Annotated in this window: 16 protein-coding genes and 2 pseudogenes; 5 read left to right on the forward strand and 13 right to left on the reverse strand. The window is 60.4% G+C overall.

The features are described 5' to 3' along the window. Nucleotides 1-72 precede the first annotated feature (72 nt). Nucleotides 73-1,623 carry a CYTH and CHAD domain-containing protein gene (locus BQ8482_RS21195; protein WP_123149386.1) on the forward strand — a complete coding sequence of 517 codons (1,551 nt, stop codon included), beginning with the start codon at nucleotides 73-75 and terminating at the stop codon, nucleotides 1,621-1,623. Between the two features lie 321 nt (nucleotides 1,624-1,944). Here BQ8482_RS21195 and BQ8482_RS21200 read toward each other — a convergent pair whose 3' ends face one another. The 3 genes from BQ8482_RS21200 to BQ8482_RS21210 all read right to left on the reverse strand — a co-directional run bounded on the left by BQ8482_RS21200 (nucleotide 1,945) and on the right by BQ8482_RS21210 (nucleotide 6,326). After that, nucleotides 1,945-3,819 (reverse strand): adenylate/guanylate cyclase domain-containing protein, encoded by a 1,875-nt coding sequence (locus tag BQ8482_RS21200; RefSeq protein ID WP_123149387.1) that lies wholly within the window; start codon nucleotides 3,817-3,819, stop codon nucleotides 1,945-1,947. Nucleotides 3,820-4,162: 343 nt separating this feature from the next. Continuing rightward, entirely contained in the window at nucleotides 4,163-5,212 is a 1,050-nt protein-coding gene (locus BQ8482_RS21205; RefSeq protein ID WP_123149388.1) for a DUF2955 domain-containing protein, read from the reverse strand. After that, a complete protein-coding gene (locus BQ8482_RS21210; RefSeq protein WP_123149417.1) occupies nucleotides 5,202-6,326 on the reverse strand; it encodes an HlyD family secretion protein in 1,125 nt (374 codons plus the stop codon). The genes BQ8482_RS21205 and BQ8482_RS21210 overlap by 11 nt, the downstream gene beginning before the upstream one ends. Before the next feature lie 305 nt (nucleotides 6,327-6,631). On the opposite strand from BQ8482_RS21210, the gene BQ8482_RS21215 reads away from it, so the two are divergent. Then, nucleotides 6,632-7,732 carry an AI-2E family transporter gene (locus tag BQ8482_RS21215; RefSeq protein ID WP_123149389.1) on the forward strand — a complete coding sequence of 367 codons (1,101 nt, stop codon included), beginning with the start codon at nucleotides 6,632-6,634 and terminating at the stop codon, nucleotides 7,730-7,732. Then, nucleotides 7,729-8,172: a potassium channel family protein gene (locus BQ8482_RS21220; RefSeq protein ID WP_123149390.1), complete on the forward strand. Its 444-nt coding sequence runs from the start codon at nucleotides 7,729-7,731 to the stop codon at nucleotides 8,170-8,172. The genes BQ8482_RS21215 and BQ8482_RS21220 overlap by 4 nt, the downstream gene beginning before the upstream one ends. Nucleotides 8,173-8,527: 355 nt before the next feature. On the opposite strand, the gene BQ8482_RS21225 is transcribed toward BQ8482_RS21220, so the two are convergent. The 4 genes from BQ8482_RS21225 to BQ8482_RS21240 all read right to left on the reverse strand — a co-directional run bounded on the left by BQ8482_RS21225 (nucleotide 8,528) and on the right by BQ8482_RS21240 (nucleotide 11,164). Next, the gene (locus BQ8482_RS21225) at nucleotides 8,528-8,851 is read right to left on the reverse strand and encodes a hypothetical protein (RefSeq protein WP_133254807.1); all 324 of its coding nucleotides are present in this window, start codon (nucleotides 8,849-8,851) and stop codon (nucleotides 8,528-8,530) included. A gap of 430 nt (nucleotides 8,852-9,281) precedes the next feature. Further along, nucleotides 9,282-9,605 carry a hypothetical protein gene (locus BQ8482_RS21230; protein ID WP_123149392.1) on the reverse strand — a complete coding sequence of 108 codons (324 nt, stop codon included), beginning with the start codon at nucleotides 9,603-9,605 and terminating at the stop codon, nucleotides 9,282-9,284. Nucleotides 9,606-10,160: 555 nt separating this feature from the next. Next, nucleotides 10,161-10,370 (reverse strand): hypothetical protein, encoded by a 210-nt coding sequence (locus BQ8482_RS21235; RefSeq protein WP_123149393.1) that lies wholly within the window; start codon nucleotides 10,368-10,370, stop codon nucleotides 10,161-10,163. Continuing rightward, nucleotides 10,367-11,164: a DUF2092 domain-containing protein gene (locus BQ8482_RS21240; RefSeq protein WP_123149394.1), complete on the reverse strand. Its 798-nt coding sequence runs from the start codon at nucleotides 11,162-11,164 to the stop codon at nucleotides 10,367-10,369. Before BQ8482_RS21240 ends, BQ8482_RS21235 begins: the two co-directional genes overlap by 4 nt. A 337-nt stretch (nucleotides 11,165-11,501) precedes the next feature. Here BQ8482_RS21240 and BQ8482_RS21245 point away from each other — a divergent pair. Further along, nucleotides 11,502-11,986: pseudogene (locus tag BQ8482_RS21245) on the forward strand (IS6 family transposase); the annotation flags it as partial. A gap of 4 nt (nucleotides 11,987-11,990) precedes the next feature. Here BQ8482_RS21245 and BQ8482_RS21250 read toward each other — a convergent pair. Next, nucleotides 11,991-13,403 (reverse strand): annotated as a pseudogene (locus tag BQ8482_RS21250) (adenylate/guanylate cyclase domain-containing protein); the annotation flags it as partial. Nucleotides 13,404-13,590: 187 nt separating this feature from the next. Between BQ8482_RS21250 and BQ8482_RS21255 the strand changes: the two are divergent. Continuing rightward, complete coding sequence (locus tag BQ8482_RS21255) at nucleotides 13,591-13,776, forward strand: helix-turn-helix domain-containing protein (protein ID WP_244602914.1); 186 nt, start codon at nucleotides 13,591-13,593, stop codon at nucleotides 13,774-13,776. 832 nt (nucleotides 13,777-14,608) lie between these two features. Here the strand turns inward: BQ8482_RS21255 and BQ8482_RS21265 are convergent. The 5 genes from BQ8482_RS21265 to BQ8482_RS21290 all read right to left on the reverse strand — a co-directional run. Next, nucleotides 14,609-15,445: a bile acid:sodium symporter family protein gene (locus BQ8482_RS21265; protein WP_208867789.1), complete on the reverse strand. Its 837-nt coding sequence runs from the start codon at nucleotides 15,443-15,445 to the stop codon at nucleotides 14,609-14,611. A 63-nt stretch (nucleotides 15,446-15,508) separates the two neighbouring features. Then, nucleotides 15,509-16,525, reverse strand: a complete 1,017-nt coding sequence (locus BQ8482_RS21270) for a hypothetical protein (protein ID WP_123149397.1) — start codon at nucleotides 16,523-16,525, stop codon at nucleotides 15,509-15,511. Between the two features lie 16 nt (nucleotides 16,526-16,541). Further along, on the reverse strand, nucleotides 16,542-17,879 hold the full coding sequence (locus BQ8482_RS21275) for a Dyp-type peroxidase (RefSeq protein ID WP_123149398.1): 1,338 nt from the start codon (nucleotides 17,877-17,879) through the stop codon (nucleotides 16,542-16,544). A gap of 15 nt (nucleotides 17,880-17,894) precedes the next feature. Next, the gene (locus BQ8482_RS21280) at nucleotides 17,895-18,467 is read right to left on the reverse strand and encodes a hypothetical protein (RefSeq protein ID WP_123149399.1); all 573 of its coding nucleotides are present in this window, start codon (nucleotides 18,465-18,467) and stop codon (nucleotides 17,895-17,897) included. 793 nt (nucleotides 18,468-19,260) lie between these two features. Then, on the reverse strand, nucleotides 19,261-19,584 hold a 324-nt coding region (locus BQ8482_RS21290), incomplete at its 5' end, for an AI-2E family transporter (RefSeq protein ID WP_123149419.1).

The raw sequence follows: 19,584 nt of genomic DNA on the forward strand, positions 1-19,584 counted from the left end.
ACACCCTGCCGTCGCTTGCGGGTGCGTGGCGGATGCGTTAGGGCTGTAACAAAGCTGTCGCAAATCTGTCACATGCGCGAAATTGAGTTGAAATTTCTCCTCGACGAACTGACCTCGAGCGAGCTTTGGGGGCGCGCGAAGGCGCGGAAGCTGGCCAGCGGCAGCCCAAAAACGAGAACGCTCAGAAGCATCTATTTGGACACTCCCGAACACGCGCTGAAGAAGGCGGGGATCGCGTTAAGGCTCCGGCGCGACGGGCGGCGATGGATACAGACTGTCAAGACCAGGGCCGAGCTGCATGGCGGCCTCTCGCAGGCTGGCGAGGTGGAGAACCCGGCTCCGGGTGGGCGGCTGTGTCTCGAAGCGATTCCGGACGCAGCAGTCCGAGAGGAGGTCGTCCATCGCGTGAGTGGCGCGCCGCTTCAGCCGGTCTGCGAGACCGTGATCAGGCGCTCCGCCAGCGAACTTTCGCTTGACGACGGCACACGCGCGGAGTTGGCAATCGACGTCGGCGAAATCCGCGCCGGCGAGCGCTCGGCCAAGTTGCATGAAGTGGAGATCGAACTCATCGAGGGCAGCCCCGGCGGGTTGTTCGACATCGCACACGCGCTGTTTCCCGATGGCGGCTTGAGATTTTCGCGGCTTTCCAAGGCGGCACGCGGCTATCTGCTCGCAGAAGAGGGACGGATCGATCTGCCGCTTGCACCCCGAAACGCGGTGAACGTCGCGCTCGATCCGGCTCAGATCGCCGAGCAGGCGGCGCGCGACGTGCTGCGCGAATGCCTCGACCAGATCGCCACGAATATCACGGTGGTCCGGCAACTGGATGACCCCGAGGGACCGCATCAGTTGCGGATTGGTTTGCGCCGCTTGCGCAGCGTGTATTCCGTCTTCGCCGCTGTGCTCAGGAGTCCGGAAACGGCACGTCTCAATGACGAGGCGCGCTGGCTTGGCCAGGAGGTCGGGCGCCTCAGGGATCTCGACGTGGTGGCGAACGATATCGTGCAGCGAGAGGCAGTGGCTCATCCGGATGAAGCCGGACTCTCCGCCCTTTCGCATGCGCTCTCACAGCAAGCGGCGGAGCTGCGCGAGCCCCTTCGCAAACTTCTGGCCGCCGGGCGCGTACAGGCGTTCCTGATCGATCTGGCGCGGTTCGTGGAGACCCGAGGCTGGCTCGTTCCGCAGGATTTCGACCAGACCGGACGGCTGGCGGCGCCGGTCGCGGAGTTGGCCAGCCAGGCGCTCGGCAAGCGCTGGAAGAAGGTTGGCAAGCGTGCACGCGGACTTGAAACACTGACAGCGGAGCAGCGCCACGAGTTGCGGAAGGAGCTAAAAAAATTGCGCTATGCGGTCGAGTTCTTCTCTCCCTTGTACCCGGCCAAGCGTGTCGATCCATTCCTGAAACGCTTGAAGAAACTTCAGACGGTCTTCGGCGATCTGAACGATGCGGCGACCGTCAGAACCATGCTGTCGGCAGCGGAAGCGCCCGGCGCTGGTGGTCCGGACACGCAGCGTGCCGTCGGATGGGTGATCGGGGCGAGCCAGGCGCGCGCCGAATTTGGCTGGGTCGGCGCAAAGGCCTTGTGGCGAAAGCTCGAAGAGACCCGCGCCTTCTGGAAGTGACGGGCTGGTTTGTTGCCTGATGCTGCTATGTGGTAACTTTCCGGACACCGGCAAGGCCACAATGAGCAGCAACTTGATGCCGAACCGTACCTCTGACCGCCCGGCATAACGGGCACTAGCCTAAGATAGGCACGCTCTCGGAAGAGATCAGGCAACGGCGGCAATGAGGCGCGATCGCGTCATTGCTCGACGCGAAATCGTGAACCTCGCCTTTCCATTTTCCTGGCAGAAGGTCATGAAAGCCGTGGAAGGTCGTCGTTCGCCTTCTCGGGAAGACGGAGCGAGAAGCCGCAATAAGGAGGCATTTCAGTTCGCCTTTCGCTATCCCGCCAGTGCGAGCAGCTTCTGATAGCGGGGATGGCTACGGATAGGGTCAAGATCGGAATCGTTCTTGAACCGCAGCCTTAGGTCAGGCCCCACCTGCTGCAAGTACGTCTCCAGAAGGTCGATCGCTCGGTCGGGCTCCCCCAGCAACGAATAGACACAAGCAGCGTTGTAGCGAGCACCACTGTCGTCGGGATCGATCGCTAGCGCTCGCGCGAGCCATTCTTTCGCCTGGTCGCTTTCACCCAATGTCACGAGCGCAGCTGCGGCCATCTGTGCAGCCTTGGATTCTTCCGGATGCAGGTTGAGAGCCTCTTTGGCTCGCTTAAAGCCGAGGCGCGCATAAGTTTCCATTTCCTGAGTGCGCCCGAGCGATCGCAGGATATTCAAGAGGAGACACGGGGAAAGATAGTCGTCGGGCTTTAATTCCAGAGCGCGAATGTAGTGCTCCGCAGCCCTCTGGAAGTCACCTGCGGTCACACAGAAGTCCGCATAATGATAATGCGCTTCATGGCAATTGGGGTCGAGGGCAAGCGCCCGCTGGAAAGCGGAGGGCGCCTCGGCGCGGCGGTCGGCTACCATCAGGGCATAGCCGCGCGCGGCATGGGCCTCAGCTAGATTCGGGTCTATTGCCAGGGCGTTGTCAATGGTCGCCAGGATTTCATCGACGGGCATCCTGACGCCGTGCTTGGAATAGAGACGCGAATCGCAATCGGCGATGCCGGCATAAGCACGGGCATAGCGCGGGTCCAATTCGACAGCTCTTGCGAACATTCGTCGGGCAAGCGTCAGCGACGATCTTGTCCCTGAGTGAAAGATTTGGCGGCCTCTCAGATAATGAGTGTAGGCCTCGACGCTGTCGGTCGGCGACTGCTCGATTGTTTTCTTCTCCTGCGGCAGAAGCTTGACCTTGAGTTGCTCGACGATGGCGTGGGTGATCTCGTCCTGAACAGCGAAGATGTCAGAGAGGTCGCGGTCGAAGCGGTCCGCCCACAGGTGGCCGCCGGTCGAGCCGTCGATCAACTGGGCGTTGATCCTGACACGGTTTCCGGCCTTGCGGACGCTACCCTCGACCAGATACGCAACGCCCAGTTGCTTGGCGATGCCTTCCAGGTCGACGGCCTTGCCCTTGTAGGTGAATACCGTGTTGCGGCCGAGCACGAACAGGCCCGAAACCTTCGAGAGGTCGGTGATGATGTCCTCAGTGATGCCGTCGCTGAAGAATTCCTGCTCAGGGTCGTTGCTCATGTTGGTAAAGGGGAGGATCGCCAGCGACGGCTTGTCGGAGCGCATCCGTGACTGACTGTCCGTCGCGGCCCGGGGGGCGCCATCCGCAGGTGGGCTCGCAAGATTGACAAAATAGACATGCACGGGCTGGACGATGTTCTTGACGGTCTTCTGACCCTGGTCGACGAATTCCAATTCGAGCTTGTGGCCGACCTGGTTGCGCACCACCGCCGAGCAGGCAATCCCGCCCGGGCGGGCAAGACCTTCGAGCCGTGCCGCCAAGTTGACGCCATCGCCATAAAAGTCCTCGCCGTCGACGATAATGTCGTCCAGATGGATGCCGATGCGGAATTTGATGTGCCGGTCCTCGGGGACGCCGGCATTGCGCTCGAGCATGCCGCGCTGGATTTCAACAGCACAGCGCGCTGCGTTGAGGACGCTGCCGAACTCGACCAGAAAGCCGTCGCCCATCACCTTGAAGATGCGCCCACCGTGCTTGGCGACGGTAGGATCGAAGAACTCACGGCGATGCTGGCGGAGCGCTTCCAAAGTGCGCTCTTCATTTGCCTCCATCAGCCGGCTGTAGCCAACGACGTCGGCAGCCAGTATGGCTGCCAGCCGACGCTCAACATACTCCTCGCCCATGGCTGTGCTGGTACCTCCAGGGTCCATTTCTACTAGCCTTCGCAATTATTGGCTAACGCGATTTAGAGGCCCGTGGATTGCACGTTTTGATCGACTTGCGCCGTTGGGCGCTCGAGTTCGAACGACTGGAGCGGGTCGACTCGAGCCCTTGCGCGAAGGTCAGCTTCGGAGAAGCGCCGGGAATGTCAAGAAATGGCGCGTCCTTCCTGTTCGCAGACCGGAAGAATTGATCCTTGGACTAAGCCGCTCGCGCGGCAATGGCGCCCGTGGTGAGGGTGCAGCGTTGGCCCGAAAATGTCGAAGCCCAGGCTGAGCAGCCGCTTCGTACCCGAAGTGGCGCACGTCAGTCGCCGACAAGCGTTCGATCGCGACTGTCTTCCTGCCGAGGCCAAAGCAACGTTGTCATGAAGATCGCATAGGCGATGGCCACCAGTATGTAAGTGACCCGGGTGGAAAAGGACTCGGCGGCAGACCCCGGAAGCGGTGACACGCCTGTTCCGAATACGAGGAGGAAGATCGTCAAGGCGCCAGCGTAAAGTTTGGCGGCCGGCGCACGCATGGCAGCACGACCGCCAAACACCAACCCGGCCAGCAGTACCAATAGAAAGAGGAAAATGTGGGACGGCCATACCTGAAGCAATCCGAATGCGACGGACCCGGCCAAGCCTCCAGTAATATTGGTTATCACGATCCCCAAGGCCGCGCGCGTGCTGGCTGCGACGTCGAATTGGGACAGCAGTGACACGACTGTTATCGGAATGACAATCGCCGTTGCCAGCCCTTCGCGTGTCAGACAGGCAACCACCGCGATCAGGAGTATGGCGGTGTTGGCGGCAGCGTAGCGTGCCGCATGCGGATATGTCGTCGCCGTCGCGGCCTTAAGGGCGGGGCTACCTCTGTCCGGGATTAGTACATGGGCCAGCCACATCAAAAGCATTCCGGTCACCACACTCTGAACCAGGATCATAAGAATGGTGTCGCCGAGATCCTCGTTCAGAATTGTGAGGAGCGGCACCATAACCGCTATGACCAGGACAAGAAAGATTGTGGGGCCGCCCTTGCCGTTCGCCTGCTGGTAGAAACATCCAAAGTAAATCAGCCCGAGCAGCAGCAGCAGAACCGGCGGCCGGTCGCCAGTCAGCACCGTTACGAATTGCAAAAGTGCTCCGACAACAAGAATGAGCACCGTGACTGCCAACGCCTTTTGCAACGGCATAGGGCGGGAACTAGAGATTAGAAACTGTGCCGCAAACAACGGCCCAAGGAAGGGGATGATAGCCCCCGAATAGACCAACCAGGAAAAGCCGACCGCAACGGCAAGCGCTATGCGCAGACCCTTGCGCCTTACATTAACGCGGTCCGCCTCGTGCAAAAGATGCGTGTCAACTGACATAGGTAAGGATCGACAGAACTCGGATCCAGATGCTGCCGAGCGCATTGGTGACCGGATGGTCCCCGGTATAGATCACCACATTCGCCTGCGAACCGTACCGCACGCCCTTGGGCCGCCCTTCGTCGAGAACCAGGCGGATGGGAAAGCTCTGCGGTGTTCTCACCCATCCAGTGTCTGTGGAAATCTTCGGCAGGCCCGTCGCTGGGTCGACGCTTCCCTGAGCCACCCCCATCCCGATGCCCTCAACGGTGGCGGCAAAAATCTGACCGGGGAGGATATCGAAAAACACCTCCGCACGGTCGCCTGCGGCAACCATCTCGAGGCTGTTTTCCTTGAAAGCGGCCGTGATCCAAATCGTGCCGGTATCGATGAAGGTCATTGCACTCTCGCCAGCGCTGACCATGCCTCCGACGGAAAGCTGAAGATTGGTGACCACGCCTTCCGCCGGCGCTGAAACCGTCGTGCGCAGCAGATCAAGCTGAGCGCTTTCAAGCGCCGCGAGCGCCTCCTTCAACTGCGGATTGTCCTTTCCTGCGGGTCCAAGCTCCTCCTGAGCCCGGGCGAGGTCGGCTTCGGCTGCATCCACGCCTGCATCTGCCTGATCCAGCGCGGCCGCGGCCTCATCATACTTCGCCTGGGCATAGACACCGCGCCTGACAAGTTCCATCGCGCGGGTGGCTTGATCCTGGACGTTGACGCGGACTGCCTTTGCCTCCACCACCCGAGCCTGGGCGACATCGACGGCCGCAGTCGAAGCGCCGATCGACTGACCTACCCCTGCAAGGCGTGCTTCCGCCTCCGCAACGGCAAGCCGGTACTGTTCCGGGTCCAGGCGAAACAGCATCTGGCCGGGCTTCACGGCGCTGTTGTCAGTCACGCCCACTTCAATGACCCGCCCGGTAACCTCCGGAGCTACGCCGACGACATATGCACTGACGGTCGCCTGCGAGGATGAAGGAGTGCGCCGCTCCATGAAAACCGTCACGACAAACAGCAGGAAAGCCACCAGGAGCACGGTAATTGCGACCGTGCGCTGCGGGTTTTTCTCTTTCTGAGGCGGGCCCACTACATCTGGAGCATGATCACGAGAGGCCCCAGTTGCTTCCGACGCCATGACGTTTCCCCTTATGGTCACGCGGCCATCGCGCCACGGCTTGATATCATCGAGCGTCGGCACCTGCGTTGGAATTGCAACTTAGTCCTCAGCCGTCGCCATCGCAACGGGCACAAACGCGATGCCTAGTCCAAGGAATCCACCCACACAGCCGCGGCAGGCTGAGGCTACATCAGGTTTCTCAATGGGCCTCGCGTCTTCGCGGGCACCAGCGCCCGTCTTGCAGAAAGGCCGAAACAGGTAAATAGTCAGGCGGAGCACGGAGCTACCTGGGAAATCCAGATGGCTGGGAAGGGGGCAGCTACATGGACCCGAACGTGACAATCCCTGAGCGCCCACCGTCGCTCTTGAGAATGCTCGACGCGGTGCTTCAGATCGCACTTGTGGCCTTACTGATCTTTGCCTGTAGCCGCATCATATTGCCCTTTACTGGCATCCTGCTCTGGTCGGTGATCCTTGCGGTGATGCTTTATCCGCTACACCAACGCTTGGTCCTCCGGGTCGGCAATCGCTGGTCAGCGATGTTGATCGGGTTGGTCAGCGTTGCGCTGATGCTGGTGCCGTTGGTAATGGTGGTGACGTCGCTTGGATCGTCCATTCTTGCGTTCGTCTCGGGCTTGCAAGACGGCAGCCTGACCGTGCCGCCACCGCCTCCGCGGCTCGCGGACCTGCCACTGGTCGGCCAAAAGCTAACAGAGACATGGTCACTCGTGGCAACAAACATGCCTGCGGCGCTTGCCAAGTACGGCCAGCAGCTAAGCGGGATTGCAGCATGGCTGGCGTCGTTCGCGGGCGGTTTAGCCGCCGGTCAATTGTCTTTCGTACTTTCGTTCGCAGTCGCTGCCGTGCTCATCGCCTATAGCGACGGCGCTACCGAATTCGCTAGTCGCCTGTTGGAACGTATCACTGGCAGCAAGGCACAAGGCCCGCGGCTGGTTGAGATGACCGCCGCTACGATCCGCGGTGTGGCGGTCGGCGTCGTGGGCGTAGCGGTCATCCAGTCGCTGCTGATTGGGGCAGGCTTTTTTGCCATAGGTCTTTCATCGGCCGGTGTTTTGACGCTCGTGGTGCTATTGTTTGCCATCGTGCAGGTGCCGGCAGTGCTGGTAACACTGCCTGTCATAGCCTATGTTCTTGCGACCGAAGCGACCACGCCGGCGATCATCTTTTCGATCTGGACCGTCATTGCCGGGCTCAGCGACAACCTCCTCAAACCATTGATGCTCGGACGCGGACTTGAAGTTCCAATGCCGGTCATTCTCATTGGTGTGATTGGCGGCATGCTCGCAGACGGCCTTCTCGGCCTGTTTGTAGGCCCTGTTCTCCTCGCCGTTGGCTACGTCCTGCTCATGGAGTGGCTGCGGCATGGCCCGGGCGGGCCGCAGACTGACGATCCGTCGCCATGATCGCGGTTATTACACTCGGCCTGCTGGCGATGTTGGCATGCCTTGCACTTCAGGTGCTGGCATCGGTGTTCGCCGCGCGTTACTTCGCCCAGGCCTCGAAGCAACCGCTCGGCCCAAAGCCGTTGCGCGGGATTTTCCTGCAATTCTCGATTCTGATGGTGGTGCTCATGACCGGCAACATCGTCCAGGTTGCGTTTTGGGCATTGCTCTACAAATTGCTCGGTGCATTTGAGGACTTTGAAACGGCGATGTATTTTTCGGGCGTGACCTTCACCTCGCTCGGTTATGGTGACATCGTGCTAGATGGTCGGATGCGGCTGCTTGGGCCGCTTCAGGCTGCCAATGGTCTGATGATGTTCGGGATCACCACGGCCCTCTTCATCTCCGCTGTCCAGCAGGTCACCGCCAAATGGATCGCCGCGCAGTCAACCCGCGCGTAGGCCAATTGTCCGGCGTCAGCAAAAGGTAAGCGGTGGATCACCGATCTCGACAGTAATATCTTACTAGCTGATACCGCCCCTGCCGTATCGCCGTATCGGGCATCGGGCCGTTTCCTGGCGCGGTGTAAGATCCCTTACTGCGTGAGGGACGCAGAGGTCGACTGGCAGGCTTGGACAAGGTCGCTGGCATGCTCGAACAGCGCAACAGCCGACCAGTCGAAAATCATCCCGCGAGATCAATCCCGGAGACGTCGACGCGGACTCTCTGATGAGTATCCAGAGGGAGATGGCGCTGAAGCGCTGCCACAAGAAGTCGGAGATCAGATAGGTCGCGAAATCGCCCGGCCGGTTCCCTTCAACGATCCAGAAATGCACGAAGCGCTCCGCCAGCAATGAATGTCGCAATCCAATAGATCGCTGTCTTGGACAAGATCGGTTGGATGAGCGGGGCCCGGTCAAAGGGCTTGAGGAAGGGCATCTCGTTCGCGGTGATCACGGCCTTGCCGACGACAAGCGCCGCCACGGTGCCGAGCATGAAATTACTAACGGCCACGGCATAGTCGGCGACTAGGAGGTTCGTCGTCAGAACGATGAAGTTGAAGCCGACAAGAAAAAATATTGTCGGCCGCAATGCTCCGCGCAACTCATACAAAATCCAAGCGCCGACGCGCCGCAGCAACTTCGAATCCGCACCCCCTTCTGCCAACGCGTCCACGCGTGGGCCGCGGACTTCTTGCGAGAGAGAACGCCCTTCATGGGTATGGCCTCGCGTTGTCCCTGAGCGCCCGTGTGGGACATGTAAGTCGATTTTTAGCGCGACAGAGAGAAGCTCCCTGCTCTACGCGCCGTTGAAACTATCGTACACCCTCATTGTCAGGGGCCACGGCCTGCTGGGGGCGCCGTTTGAAATTCTTACCTTCGCTATCCATTCGCGCTGCGGATTGATGGCAACGACGCCATCGGGCGCGCGGCCGTCGCCGTTGGTATGAGCCGCAGCCGCGCCATTGGCCCGGACGCGGCTGCGGCGCTTGTTCGAATGCCGCCCACTGGTGCTGCGACAAGCGACGTTTGAACCGCTACCGTGTTCGCTCTTCAACACCAAAAGAAAATCAGATGGATAAATGTCGTGATCGTTTGCATACCACCTTCTGGTCCTCATCGTGTTTCGTGTCCTGACGAAACGCGGCGGATTGCTGCTTGCGGCCGGTGCGGATCCGGATCCGCCTACTGAAGAGCGGACGCTTGGCTTGATACGGCTCAGCGACGACGATGCGAATTTCTGGGTTCGGCGGCTGAAAGCTCTTCGGCTGGGCGACGGTCAGCCTGATGCCATTGCTGGCATTTTCGGCCGACGTCACGCGGCTGGCAGCATACCGGCTTGGGCTCGGGCTGCTCGCGATGGCAATCGAAATCGTCTGGCGAAAGCCCGACATGACGGTCGGGGCCCTATGACGTCCGACCATGGCTGCTGACTATTTATCTGGTTGTGCTCTGGCTTCTTTGGGTCGGAGAGGTGCGAGGCCTGCTGTGGATCGGCATCTACGCCCTCCTGCTACCGAAAATTGTCGCCGAGGACGTCGCGCAGCGCAAACTCTCGCCAGCAAATGCGGAGCGGTCACGCTCGCCAGCACGCTTCTAAGGTATTGATCGTCCGGGGAGCTCCGGCGCTCGTGATAGCGGCGGCCGTAGGCTAGCTGGTTTTCGTCGGGCGGTCCAGTCAACCGTGGTCGCGGTTGGTGGAGGGCCTCCTGCACGGCGTCATGGTTCTGCTAGTCTAGTAGCGGATCTTTTGTGGCAATTTTCCAAGGCCTACATCGGCTACAAGCTTGAAATTGCGTAAACGAAGGATGAGGCAAGTGTGGATGAGATGGCGCGCCGCGCCAGGCTTCGCGAGGATCGTGGTTGCTGTCACGTCCTTTTCGACCGTGACAGCAACCCGTTCTCCGAAGTCCGATCAGGACGCCGACCGCACTTTTTCGTTCAGGTCTTCAGCAGGTCACTCCGGCCGCGCAACGCCGCGCCGACCGCCTCGCCACCCCGGCGACGCTGACCGGCGTGAGCGGACGCCCGACTCTGGCCTCGGCTGTGGAGACAATGCCATTCGCGCCGGGGAACGTAAGCTGCAATGGGGCTCCGAGCCCGATGAACCCGACGGTGCCGGCAAGCAGCACAATTCTCAGTCTTCTTGAAATGGTCATTTGCTGCCTCCTGGCGAGAGATGTGCCGGCAACTCGTCGATGTCGGCTAGTTCCTTCAGATCGATCTTCTTGGCGCCGGCCGGCGCCTTGAAGGCAAAATCGTCCGGTGCAACCTCATCGCCGGTCTTCCAGTCCGTGATCTGGATGCTGTATTGCGGCGCCTGATCGACGGACTTGCTGGAAATGACATAGCGGCAGGGATAGGGATGCTCGCCCTGGGCGATCCAGATCTGCCAGTCGACCTCCTGCGTCCGAAACGCCAGGTGATCGCACTCCGTGCCGCCGATCACGCCGCTGCCGAGATCCTTGACATCGGTCACATCACGCATCAGCTCGTCATAGACGTTCGACAGCAGAAGGTCGGCGCCCGGGATCGGCCTCTGGTACTTGTCCCGCAGCTCATTGACCAGGTGGTCCAACGTGCCCGGGACATCGACCTGGGTGTACTGGTTGGCATCCTTGCCCAGCAGCGTCAGCGTCCTGCCGTCAAAGACCATCTCCACATTGGCGAACCCGCCGTGGCGGCTGCCGCGGAACTTGTCGGGCCGGGCGAGATCGACCGCGCCGGAACTCGCCAGCAGAAGCTTCTGGTCATCCTTGGTGACGACCTCGAGGTTGGTGTCGTATCCGAACGATATAGCCTTCTGCGCTGCGAGGTAGTCCGACATCGCCTTGAGCAGGTGCCTGGCCTCCGCGTCATCGGCACTGGCGGACCCTCCCAATCCAGTTGCCAGGACCAGCGCCGCGGCGGACACCTGAAAGGGCATTAAGAGGTTTCGTGACTTGCTTGTCATCGCAGGCGCTCCTCTGGCGTCCAGTGGGACGTGTCACTGCCGAGGGACCGAGGTTTGGCGCATTTCCCTTCGGCACGGAAGGTAACTAACGATATCACAGGCAGGAACGGAGGTCAGCCGCTAATGTCGAGGCGGTTCTCGTCAGGGAACCGATGAAAACTCGACATCATCCGAAGGGCAAACCCGCGTCGCGGCTGTACGGCGGAACCGAATCCTTCGGCCGGTTCGGTCGCGCCATTTCCGGGCTTTACCGCTGTGTGACCTCAATGGGATGTGTTGCAACGTTTTGATTACTGGCGTTATGGCAAGGCGTCCTTCGATATTTTCGGAGGATTGAATGTTCAAGGGCCGCCAGTTCGACCAGTCAGTGATCCTGCTTTGCGTGCGCTGGTACTTGGCCTACACTCTCAGCCTGCGTGATCTTGAGGAGATGATGGCCGAGCGGGGCATTGCCGTCGACCACACGACCATTCACCGCTGGACCGTTCGTTTTGCACCGCTACTGCTGGAGCGTTTCAACAGGCGCAAGCGCACGGTAGGCGGGAAATGGCATTTCGACGAAACCTACATCAAGGTCCGCGGGCAGTGGATGCATCTCTACCGCGCCATCGACAGTGTCGGCGACACAGTCGAATTCTGGTTCAGCGAGCAGCGCGACCTGCCGTCGGCCAAGCGCTTCTTCAAAAAGGCGCTGGCACGTCATGGCCGGCCCGACCGCGTCGTCATCGATGGCAGCCAGACCAACTTGGAGGCGATCATTTCTTGCGACACCACAAATCGCCTGCAGGTTCGCCCCCGCGCCGGCTGAAGCCGATCCGGATCCCCGCACGCTGGTCCCATAGTCGCCGGCAGCGAAGCGCATCACCCCGGCAGTGAGCTCGCGCAGCGGTCCGAGCATCGCGCGCGAAAGCCACGCTGCGGTCGCGACCACCACCAGCAGCGCAAGTCCCCCAACGACCAGCAGATTTTGGCGGAGCTGGGCGATCGGCGCGAATGCTTCACCGCTGTCGATCTTGGCAACGAGGGCCCACGTGACGCCGGGAATCGCGAGCGGACCCCATGAAGCGAGCGTCGGAACGCCGCGGTAGCCGGTGATCTCGCCTGTACCCTCGACACCGGCCAGCGCAGCCCGGGTGGCGTGGGTGTCGATGCGCTGATGCAGCACCGGCGTTCCGTAACGCTGAATGGTGGCGATCTCCTCGTCCGAGGTGCCGACGAACTTGAGTTCGGCGAAGTATTTTTCCCGATCCTCGTAGAACGTTCGTGGACCGGAGCGCACCAGATAATCAGGGCCTACCAGATAGGTCTCGCCCGTGTTCCCGAAGCCTTCCTGCCGCCAGCGGCGGCCGCCCGTGACGACGTTGTCGATCTCCTCGTTTGACAGTTGCGCGATCAGCACGCCGATGACGACGCCTTGGTCAATCACCGGTGCTCCCATGAAGGCGATCGGTGCGCCGTTCGATGGCGCGTATGGGGCGAAATCCTCCAGACAGATGGCCGACCTGTCGGGGCTTAGGGCGCAGCGGGCGACCACCTCGGCGACGCTTGAGCTGCGGTAGGGTCCGACTTGAAGAGAGGTCGTGAAATCCACCTCCTTCTCGACCGTGTAGATCAGGCGGCCTGATTTGACGTCGGCCACCATTAAATCGAAGAAGCCGACCGTTGCGGCCGCGGCCCGGATCACGGGATGATACACCGCGTGCAGCCTGCTGTAGTCGCTGCCGTCACCAGCGTCGTCGAGAAGCTTGCGCCGCTCCTTCGGATGCGGATTGGCAACGATATAATGGTACTGCAGGTAGTAAGGAGCGGCGCCGACCGGCATATAGTCGGCCACAGCCGGCTCCCTGCCGAATACCCTTGTTATCCGAGGGAGAAAGTTGTCAGCGTACCAGTCGCTGACCTTCTGGCGCAATTCAGGTGACGCGCCTGACCGGTCGAGCTGGTCGACTGCGATACGGTACTCACGCGTTGCATCGACCACCATCTTGGAGGTGGCAAGAAGGCGCAGCTCGGCCTGGATTGTGCGAAAGTAGGTTTCGACCTGGCGCGACTTGGTCTGCCGGGCGGCCGTGAGCTGATCGAAGACTGCCTTTTCGAGGGCGTCGCGGGCGCTGAAATAACCGAGCACGCCGGTCACCAGGACCGCGATCGCGCCAAGCAGCGCGAGAACCGTAAACAGCTTTGCGGCCAAGCCCCAGCGCGCTGGGCGGGGTGAGCCGGTCACGTCGGTCGAAGACATGATCTAGTTCTAACAGATGACACGAAAGCCGGGCGGAATTCACGAATGATGTTAATTCAAACGTCGACACTGTTCCCTGCTCGGTTACAGGCGTCGCCAAATGCATCGAAGCGCGCAGGTTCGGCGACGAGCCGACCTGGTGGCAAAGAATGCTCGGCGTCGAAATGCGTCCGAGGACAAGCGGGACATGCTGCGGCCCTACGGCCTGCTGCTCGCCGACCAGGGCCGGTCGAACGGCCAGATTGCCAGCGCACTCTTCATTTCGCCCAAGACGGTCGACCACCACTTATCCGCGCTCCTGGACAAGCTCGACGCCAAGTCCCGCGGTGAGGCGGCCGCCCTTGCCCTTAACTTAGGTCTCATTCCCAAATGACCGAATTGCCACGGTGGCAGGTCAACGACGCGTCGCAGCAGTTTTCAGACATATGCAGCGTAGTCACAGTAGTCCGCTTTGGGTCGATGCTTTGGAAAAGCTCGATTGCGATGCCGCTTGCCCTTCTCGAAGGCATAGCGGGTGCCCGCTTGGACAGCACATGCATCTTGGGGCAATTGGCGAGGATCTGCGGATTGGCCTCCATCATGTTGTTGCCGCCACCGTTGGTGTGGTCAGCCTCGCCATTCGTCTGAGGTTTTGGACTATGGCTGTCATCAGGAACTCGTCACGGCTCCGCTCGGGCCGCGTAATCGCATACGCTCGAAGCGGAGTGTGGTCTTCAGATGCGCGAACATCATCTCGATCTTCTTTCGCTCGTTGCGCGACTGCTCGAACTCGGGCGTATCTGCCAACTGACCGCGTGGTCGCGAGCGTCTTCATGGACGCTGCGCAGCACATCGCGCACCGCCGTTTTCAGACGCCAGCGGGTCTTGAGGTCACACAGGTGGCAGTCTCGTTTGCTGGCCCGGTAGTTCCGGTTCCCACCGCTCACATTGTCCGCGCGCGGAACCGTGAAGTTGCGGCGATACTGCATGAGCAGCTTGCCGGCGGGACAGGTGAACTGGTTCTGGTCCGGATCGAAGATGAAGTCAGCGCGGCTGAAGGTCCCGTCATCGCGCTGACTCTTGTCCCAGACCGGAATGTGCGGCGCGATGTTCTGATCGACGAGCCAGCCGAGGAACCTGCCATCGCCGTAGGCGGTATCGGCGGCGAGCCGCGACGCGGCACTACGGACGACCCATCGATCGCTGGGCGACCATGCCGTGTTGGCTCAACGATTGGCCAACGCACGAGAAAGCGGCATGAGGATGATCAATCCGACGATCGCGACAACAATTACCATTACGACCACTTGTGGGTCGCTGAAGCTTTGGTTCGCGACCACGAGTGCAGCGGCAATGTTGCGCTGGCTAGTACCGAGCGCCATGACCCGTCTCGTGCCGGTCTCAGGACCGCCGAGCAACCAACCAATCCCAAAGCCCAATGCGATAAACAGAAGCCCTGCAAGAATTCCTCGTGTGCCGAAGACTTGTAGAACCTTGTCGATGTTCGCTGCAGTGATTAACAACATCAGCAGGATGAGGCTGATGTTGGAAATCCAGTCGAGCATGGGCTTCACCCGACTGGCCAATTCTTCGTATCGCGCCTTCAGGGCAAGTCCGATGGCGAGCGGGAGTAGCATCAGGAGGACGAGGGACCGAGCAATGTTCCACGGATCAACAGTGACCCCCGGGAGCAGCAAGGGCATGACGATAGGCAGGTAAACGACCGTGACAACCATCAGAAGCACCATCGCGCCAACGGAGAACGCGAGGTTGCCCTTGGCAAGTTCAGCGAGCTTCGGCAAGAACGGCGCTCCCGCCGCGCACCCGAGCACCAACAGTCCGACTGCGAAGGGGTTATCGAGCCAGAGCACCTTCGCCAAGGCAAGCGCGCCAAGGGGCATCAAGACGAAATTGGCCAACAGCGCAAGCAAGACCAGACGGGCATTGCGCAGCGGTTCAACGATCTGCCGGATGGTGAGCCCCGAACCCATTGCCAGCATGCTTGAAACCACAAAACCAAGCATGGCCACAGTGACTGCTTTGTTCAACAGGTCCATCAGCATGGCTGTCTTCCCCGTGTGGATTCGCGTACGCGGTCAATGTGCTTGGAAATGACCGAGCGGCGCTTATTTCATCAGTGCAAGATTTCGCCAAAAGTTCGCCAGACTGTCCGTGCCGCCGAACAGGGTGGTGAAGTTCGTCGAGTCCACGAGCACGATGTCGCCGACGCGCTGCTGATTTGGCGGCATCCAGAGCAGGCAATTGAACTCAGTGTTGCCCGCTTCGGTGAAGGGATGGGGACGGTCGCGATCAATAGGCTGGCGCGCCAGCAAATGCACCGACTTGGTGTCCTTGGTGGTCAGCTCATAGTGCGGCAGGTGTGGATGGAAATTGAGTGTAGGGACGTTTTTGAGCAGACCCAGCTTGTCGATGTCCCGAAAGGCTGTAAGCGGTGCGATTTCCTTCGTGCCTTTGACGAGCGCTGGCCTGAGACCCCACATGTTATGCACTGGGATGTCGAGAGCCTTCATCAGCGAACGGGTATATTGACCGAAGCGTTGCTGGCGCGGCACGAGTGCATCGCGGTGGTGGCGGTATTCCATCTGGCGCTGCTCGAGGTCATCGGTGAAACCGACATCGTGGTGCGGCGCGAGCAGCAGGCAGGTGCCTTCGCGCTTGAGCCACTCGCGGATGGCGGCGACTTCCTCTGGCGCGGCTTCCTGCTCGGAGAGGATGTGGTCGAGTCCAAACACCATAAGCGTGTCGGTATCTGCCAGAATCCTTTCGTCGATCGGCAGCTTGAAACCCGCCTGGTCAATGCGCTGGAAAACGGCGACCGGGTGACCGGTGGCCTCGCCGGCAATCCGCTGGAAGCTGAGCGTGGAACGGTGGAAAAGCTCCAGCGTACCCGCAATCCCTTGTAGAAATTGTGCCGCGCTCCACTCCGGCGTCTCGTAATTCGGCCACAGGACGGTGCGGACTTCGGTCATCGTCGAGAAGCGGTTTTCCATCGCCGCAGGGTCGCGCTGGGATTCCCAAGGGTAACTCCACGTCCAGTAGATGCTCATGCGGCGTTTGCCCGGTGTGTATTTGCGGGCAATGTGCTCTTGGTTGTAGGTGCGAGCTGGTGGCAATGTGCTCATGGTCGTTCTCCCGCATTTATGGCTGGGCTGACTTGGCGTCGCCGAGCGCCGCGAGGTATCGAAGCGCCTTAATACCAGGAAGGAAGAAGTAGGCGCCGCCCCTGAGGGTGGTGAATGCTGGAAGGCCGGTGATCTTTTTGCGGATTGGGCGTCTGGGGATTTTGAACTCGAGCGTACCGTCCTGGTTGCCGATTATCGGGTCGCGCTCATTGCCGAGTTCATGGAAGTTCTTGTCGTTGACCCACACGTTTTGTGCGAACTCGAACTGCCGGATGAGGCTCGCGCAGATCGCGAAAGCGGCAATGCCGCGCTCGGCCCCGTCTTCGGCAGCGCTCTCAGGCAGGTGAGGGCCATAGGTGGCGCCGCGGCGGATCATGCGGCGGCGGTTCATATTGGGCGCCGTGTCACGGGGATTCATGCGCCGCACGTGCGCGCCGAGCGGCACCGCATAGCCATGCGGGTCCATCTGTTTATAGTTGAAGTCGTTGTTTCGATGCGGATCCGCACCGAGCGCCGGATTATCCTTGTCGGGTGACAGCACCAACGGTGCGCCGCTGCGCCAACGGCCCATCAGCTTTGCCGCAATCAGCTCCTGTTCGTCGAGTGTCTTTCCATGCTCGCGCAGGAACTCACGAAAATTGCCGACATGCTCTTCCAGCCGGCGATAAGCCATGTAGCTGCCGTTGCGGGATAGAATTTCAGGTTGCGGCAATTTGGAGGGTGGTCCGTCTTCGTCCGGGTACCCTAGGATGAATTCGCCGGGTTTGAGGGGTGCCCCGGAGCCGGGTGTCGGGATCTCTCCGGTGCCTTCCATGACCGGCTCGCTGAGCCGGTCGCGGTAGCCGAAGTGATCATGTGCATGGTCGAATGGCGGCGTCGCCTCTAGGTCGAGCGTTGATAGCACCCCAACGCCTTCGCACCGTGCCACGAGGTTTGCATGTTCGACCTCACAGCGATCGCGCTCCTCGGCAGCGCGTGCAAACAAGATAACGATGGCGTGGAGATCCTGACTGGCAAGGCCGCCCACCCAGTTGTCAGGATGGTTCCGTCCGGTGTCGCCGAGCATCTCCGCGCGAGCGACCATGCCTTGCCTGAACTCGTCTGGGAACGTGGCGAGCGAAGCCGCGTCCAATCCGAGGGACCGCAATCCATTCCAGGTGAAGGCTACGCTCACCCAATGGTCGCCTATCTCTGTCGCCTCTCGGACCTCTGCGGCCGACTGCACCTTTTCAAGAATCGCGGATAGCCAGGCGCGTCCGCCCGCGGCGTTGCGAAATGAAAGGAATTCGTATCGCCCCGTGAGCGCGGGCACGCGCGTCAGCACGATGTGTTGGATGTCGTCGAATTCAAGCATGCGCCTGCGCCCAGTTCACTGCATTTGGTCGAGCGCGGTTGAGAATGCCGCTTTGAGCTTGAGTGCTTTCTTGATTTCTTCGCAACTTACATAGGGATGTTCGCTGTATTCGAGAAAGCTCGGCCAATGGTGGTCGCGGAAGAACTTGACGATCGACGCAGGATTTGTCGCGTAGTCCTCCGGCCAGCCTTCGAGGGCCTCAAAGGCAGACTGGATACCCGTCTTTCCGAACAGGAAAGAGGCGTCTTCGCAGTATTTGTCGAAGTCGGTGTCAAAGATGCCCTGATACATCATATAGCTCTCACCCTTGATGGTGAAGATCACCCATCTCAGGTAATGCGCTTGGAGTATGGCGAGGGTGGTAGGGTCGTTTGCGATTGCTTTCTCTATGACCTTGGCGTGGTTGTATAAGTGCTCTTCCCTTCCCGGGATGACCTTCGCGATGACGCTGAAGCCGTAGCAAGCCGGAGTCTGGGGAAAGACCGGACCGTATCTGCCTTGCTTAACTTGATCCTCGAAGAAGCCCCCTTTGGGAATCGCCATGGCCGCGGGCTTGGTCCAGTCGCCTTGCTTCGATGTGTCAGACATATCTTCCTCCTTCCATTCGCGCAGCTAGATTGTGATGAACCGAAGTTGCGTCATTGGCTGCGACAGTGGCGGTGCTCCATAGGTGATGACAATATCTACCTTCAACCGGCAGCCGAACTCGTCGCAAGTTCTGGCAAGCGCGCGATCCGGCCTTCCGCCGGCGACTTCGATATCAGTGGATTCGGTCCTCGGTTCAGCCGAAGCCGCCCCCGTTTGCAGAGGCAGCAACCAACGGCTTTGCGGCCGAAGGCGTAGCGGGACTGATAAGTCCCGATGGTCGGCAGTTTCTCCGGCTGCTGGACGCGGGCATCGAGTAGGTGCAGCCGCAGGCTGCAAACCAAGGGGCGAAAGCCGTACCCTCCTGGTTCAGAAGGCCGACAATCATGATAGCCCAAAACCAGGCAGCTGGGAAGGGCAAGAGTGAACTTGCCGCGGCTTAGTAAGTGACTGGCCTATGTCTCACATGGGGATCACGACTTCCCTGGTCGTCGTATCGACGCTTCCGCCCAGCATGCCCTTCCTGTTCATCGGTGATCTGCCGACGTGCAATGCGCGTGTCGAACACGGTAGCCGTCACCATGCTGTTTTTGATCGGCGCACGGGTTGGCAAATATATAGGCAGAAGCCCTTGGCCGATGGCTCTGAACCATAGCTGCGATCGGTAGCGTCTTGGTTTTACTACTACAGCGCTTGGAGGGTGAACCGACGGGCGCGCGCATTGAGCCCATCGTACTCGCCGATTTGGCTCCCGGCGCTGCCATCACTTCCTAGCTGAACTGCAGCAAAGGCGGCTTCATGGCGTTTCCCCGGGAGGTTCTCTGTCATCGCCATCCGCCATCCACGCATTGAGCAGCGTGTAGGCGACCGCCAGGACTGTCGGGCCGATGAAAATGCCCAGTATGCCAAACGCTACCAGCCCGCCGATAACGCCGGCCAGGATAAGCAGCATGGGCAAGTCGGCGCCTCTGCGAATGAGAACAGGGCGAATAAATTGATCCATCGTCGCGGCGACGATGGTAAAGGCCAGCAACACCGTCGCCCAAAGCGTGCCGCCCGAATAATACATCCAGATCACTGCCGGAGCCATTACCAGAACCGGACCGAGCTGGATCAGACA

Source organism: Mesorhizobium delmotii, assembly GCF_900149755.1.
GTDB classification, from domain to species: domain Bacteria; phylum Pseudomonadota; class Alphaproteobacteria; order Rhizobiales; family Rhizobiaceae; genus Mesorhizobium; species Mesorhizobium delmotii.

Excerpts from the sequence above, each read along its gene's own strand:
- BQ8482_RS21195 (WP_123149386.1), top strand. The coding sequence starts at position 73 with ATGCGCGAAATTGAGTTGAAATTTCTCCTCGACGAACTGACCTCGAGC.
- BQ8482_RS21200 (WP_123149387.1), bottom strand. The coding sequence starts at position 3,819 with ATGGGCGAGGAGTATGTTGAGCGTCGGCTGGCAGCCATACTGGCTGCC.
- BQ8482_RS21205 (WP_123149388.1), bottom strand. The coding sequence starts at position 5,212 with ATGTCAGTTGACACGCATCTTTTGCACGAGGCGGACCGCGTTAATGTA.
- BQ8482_RS21210 (WP_123149417.1), bottom strand. The coding sequence starts at position 6,326 with ATGGCGTCGGAAGCAACTGGGGCCTCTCGTGATCATGCTCCAGATGTA.
- BQ8482_RS21215 (WP_123149389.1), top strand. The coding sequence starts at position 6,632 with ATGGACCCGAACGTGACAATCCCTGAGCGCCCACCGTCGCTCTTGAGA.
- BQ8482_RS21220 (WP_123149390.1), top strand. The coding sequence starts at position 7,729 with ATGATCGCGGTTATTACACTCGGCCTGCTGGCGATGTTGGCATGCCTT.
- BQ8482_RS21230 (WP_123149392.1), bottom strand. The coding sequence starts at position 9,605 with ATGTCGGGCTTTCGCCAGACGATTTCGATTGCCATCGCGAGCAGCCCG.
- BQ8482_RS21235 (WP_123149393.1), bottom strand. The coding sequence starts at position 10,370 with ATGACCATTTCAAGAAGACTGAGAATTGTGCTGCTTGCCGGCACCGTC.
- BQ8482_RS21240 (WP_123149394.1), bottom strand. The coding sequence starts at position 11,164 with ATGACAAGCAAGTCACGAAACCTCTTAATGCCCTTTCAGGTGTCCGCC.
- BQ8482_RS21255 (WP_244602914.1), top strand. The coding sequence starts at position 13,591 with ATGCTGCGGCCCTACGGCCTGCTGCTCGCCGACCAGGGCCGGTCGAAC.
- BQ8482_RS21265 (WP_208867789.1), bottom strand. The coding sequence starts at position 15,445 with ATGCTGATGGACCTGTTGAACAAAGCAGTCACTGTGGCCATGCTTGGT.
- BQ8482_RS21270 (WP_123149397.1), bottom strand. The coding sequence starts at position 16,525 with ATGAGCACATTGCCACCAGCTCGCACCTACAACCAAGAGCACATTGCC.
- BQ8482_RS21275 (WP_123149398.1), bottom strand. The coding sequence starts at position 17,879 with ATGCTTGAATTCGACGACATCCAACACATCGTGCTGACGCGCGTGCCC.
- BQ8482_RS21280 (WP_123149399.1), bottom strand. The coding sequence starts at position 18,467 with ATGTCTGACACATCGAAGCAAGGCGACTGGACCAAGCCCGCGGCCATG.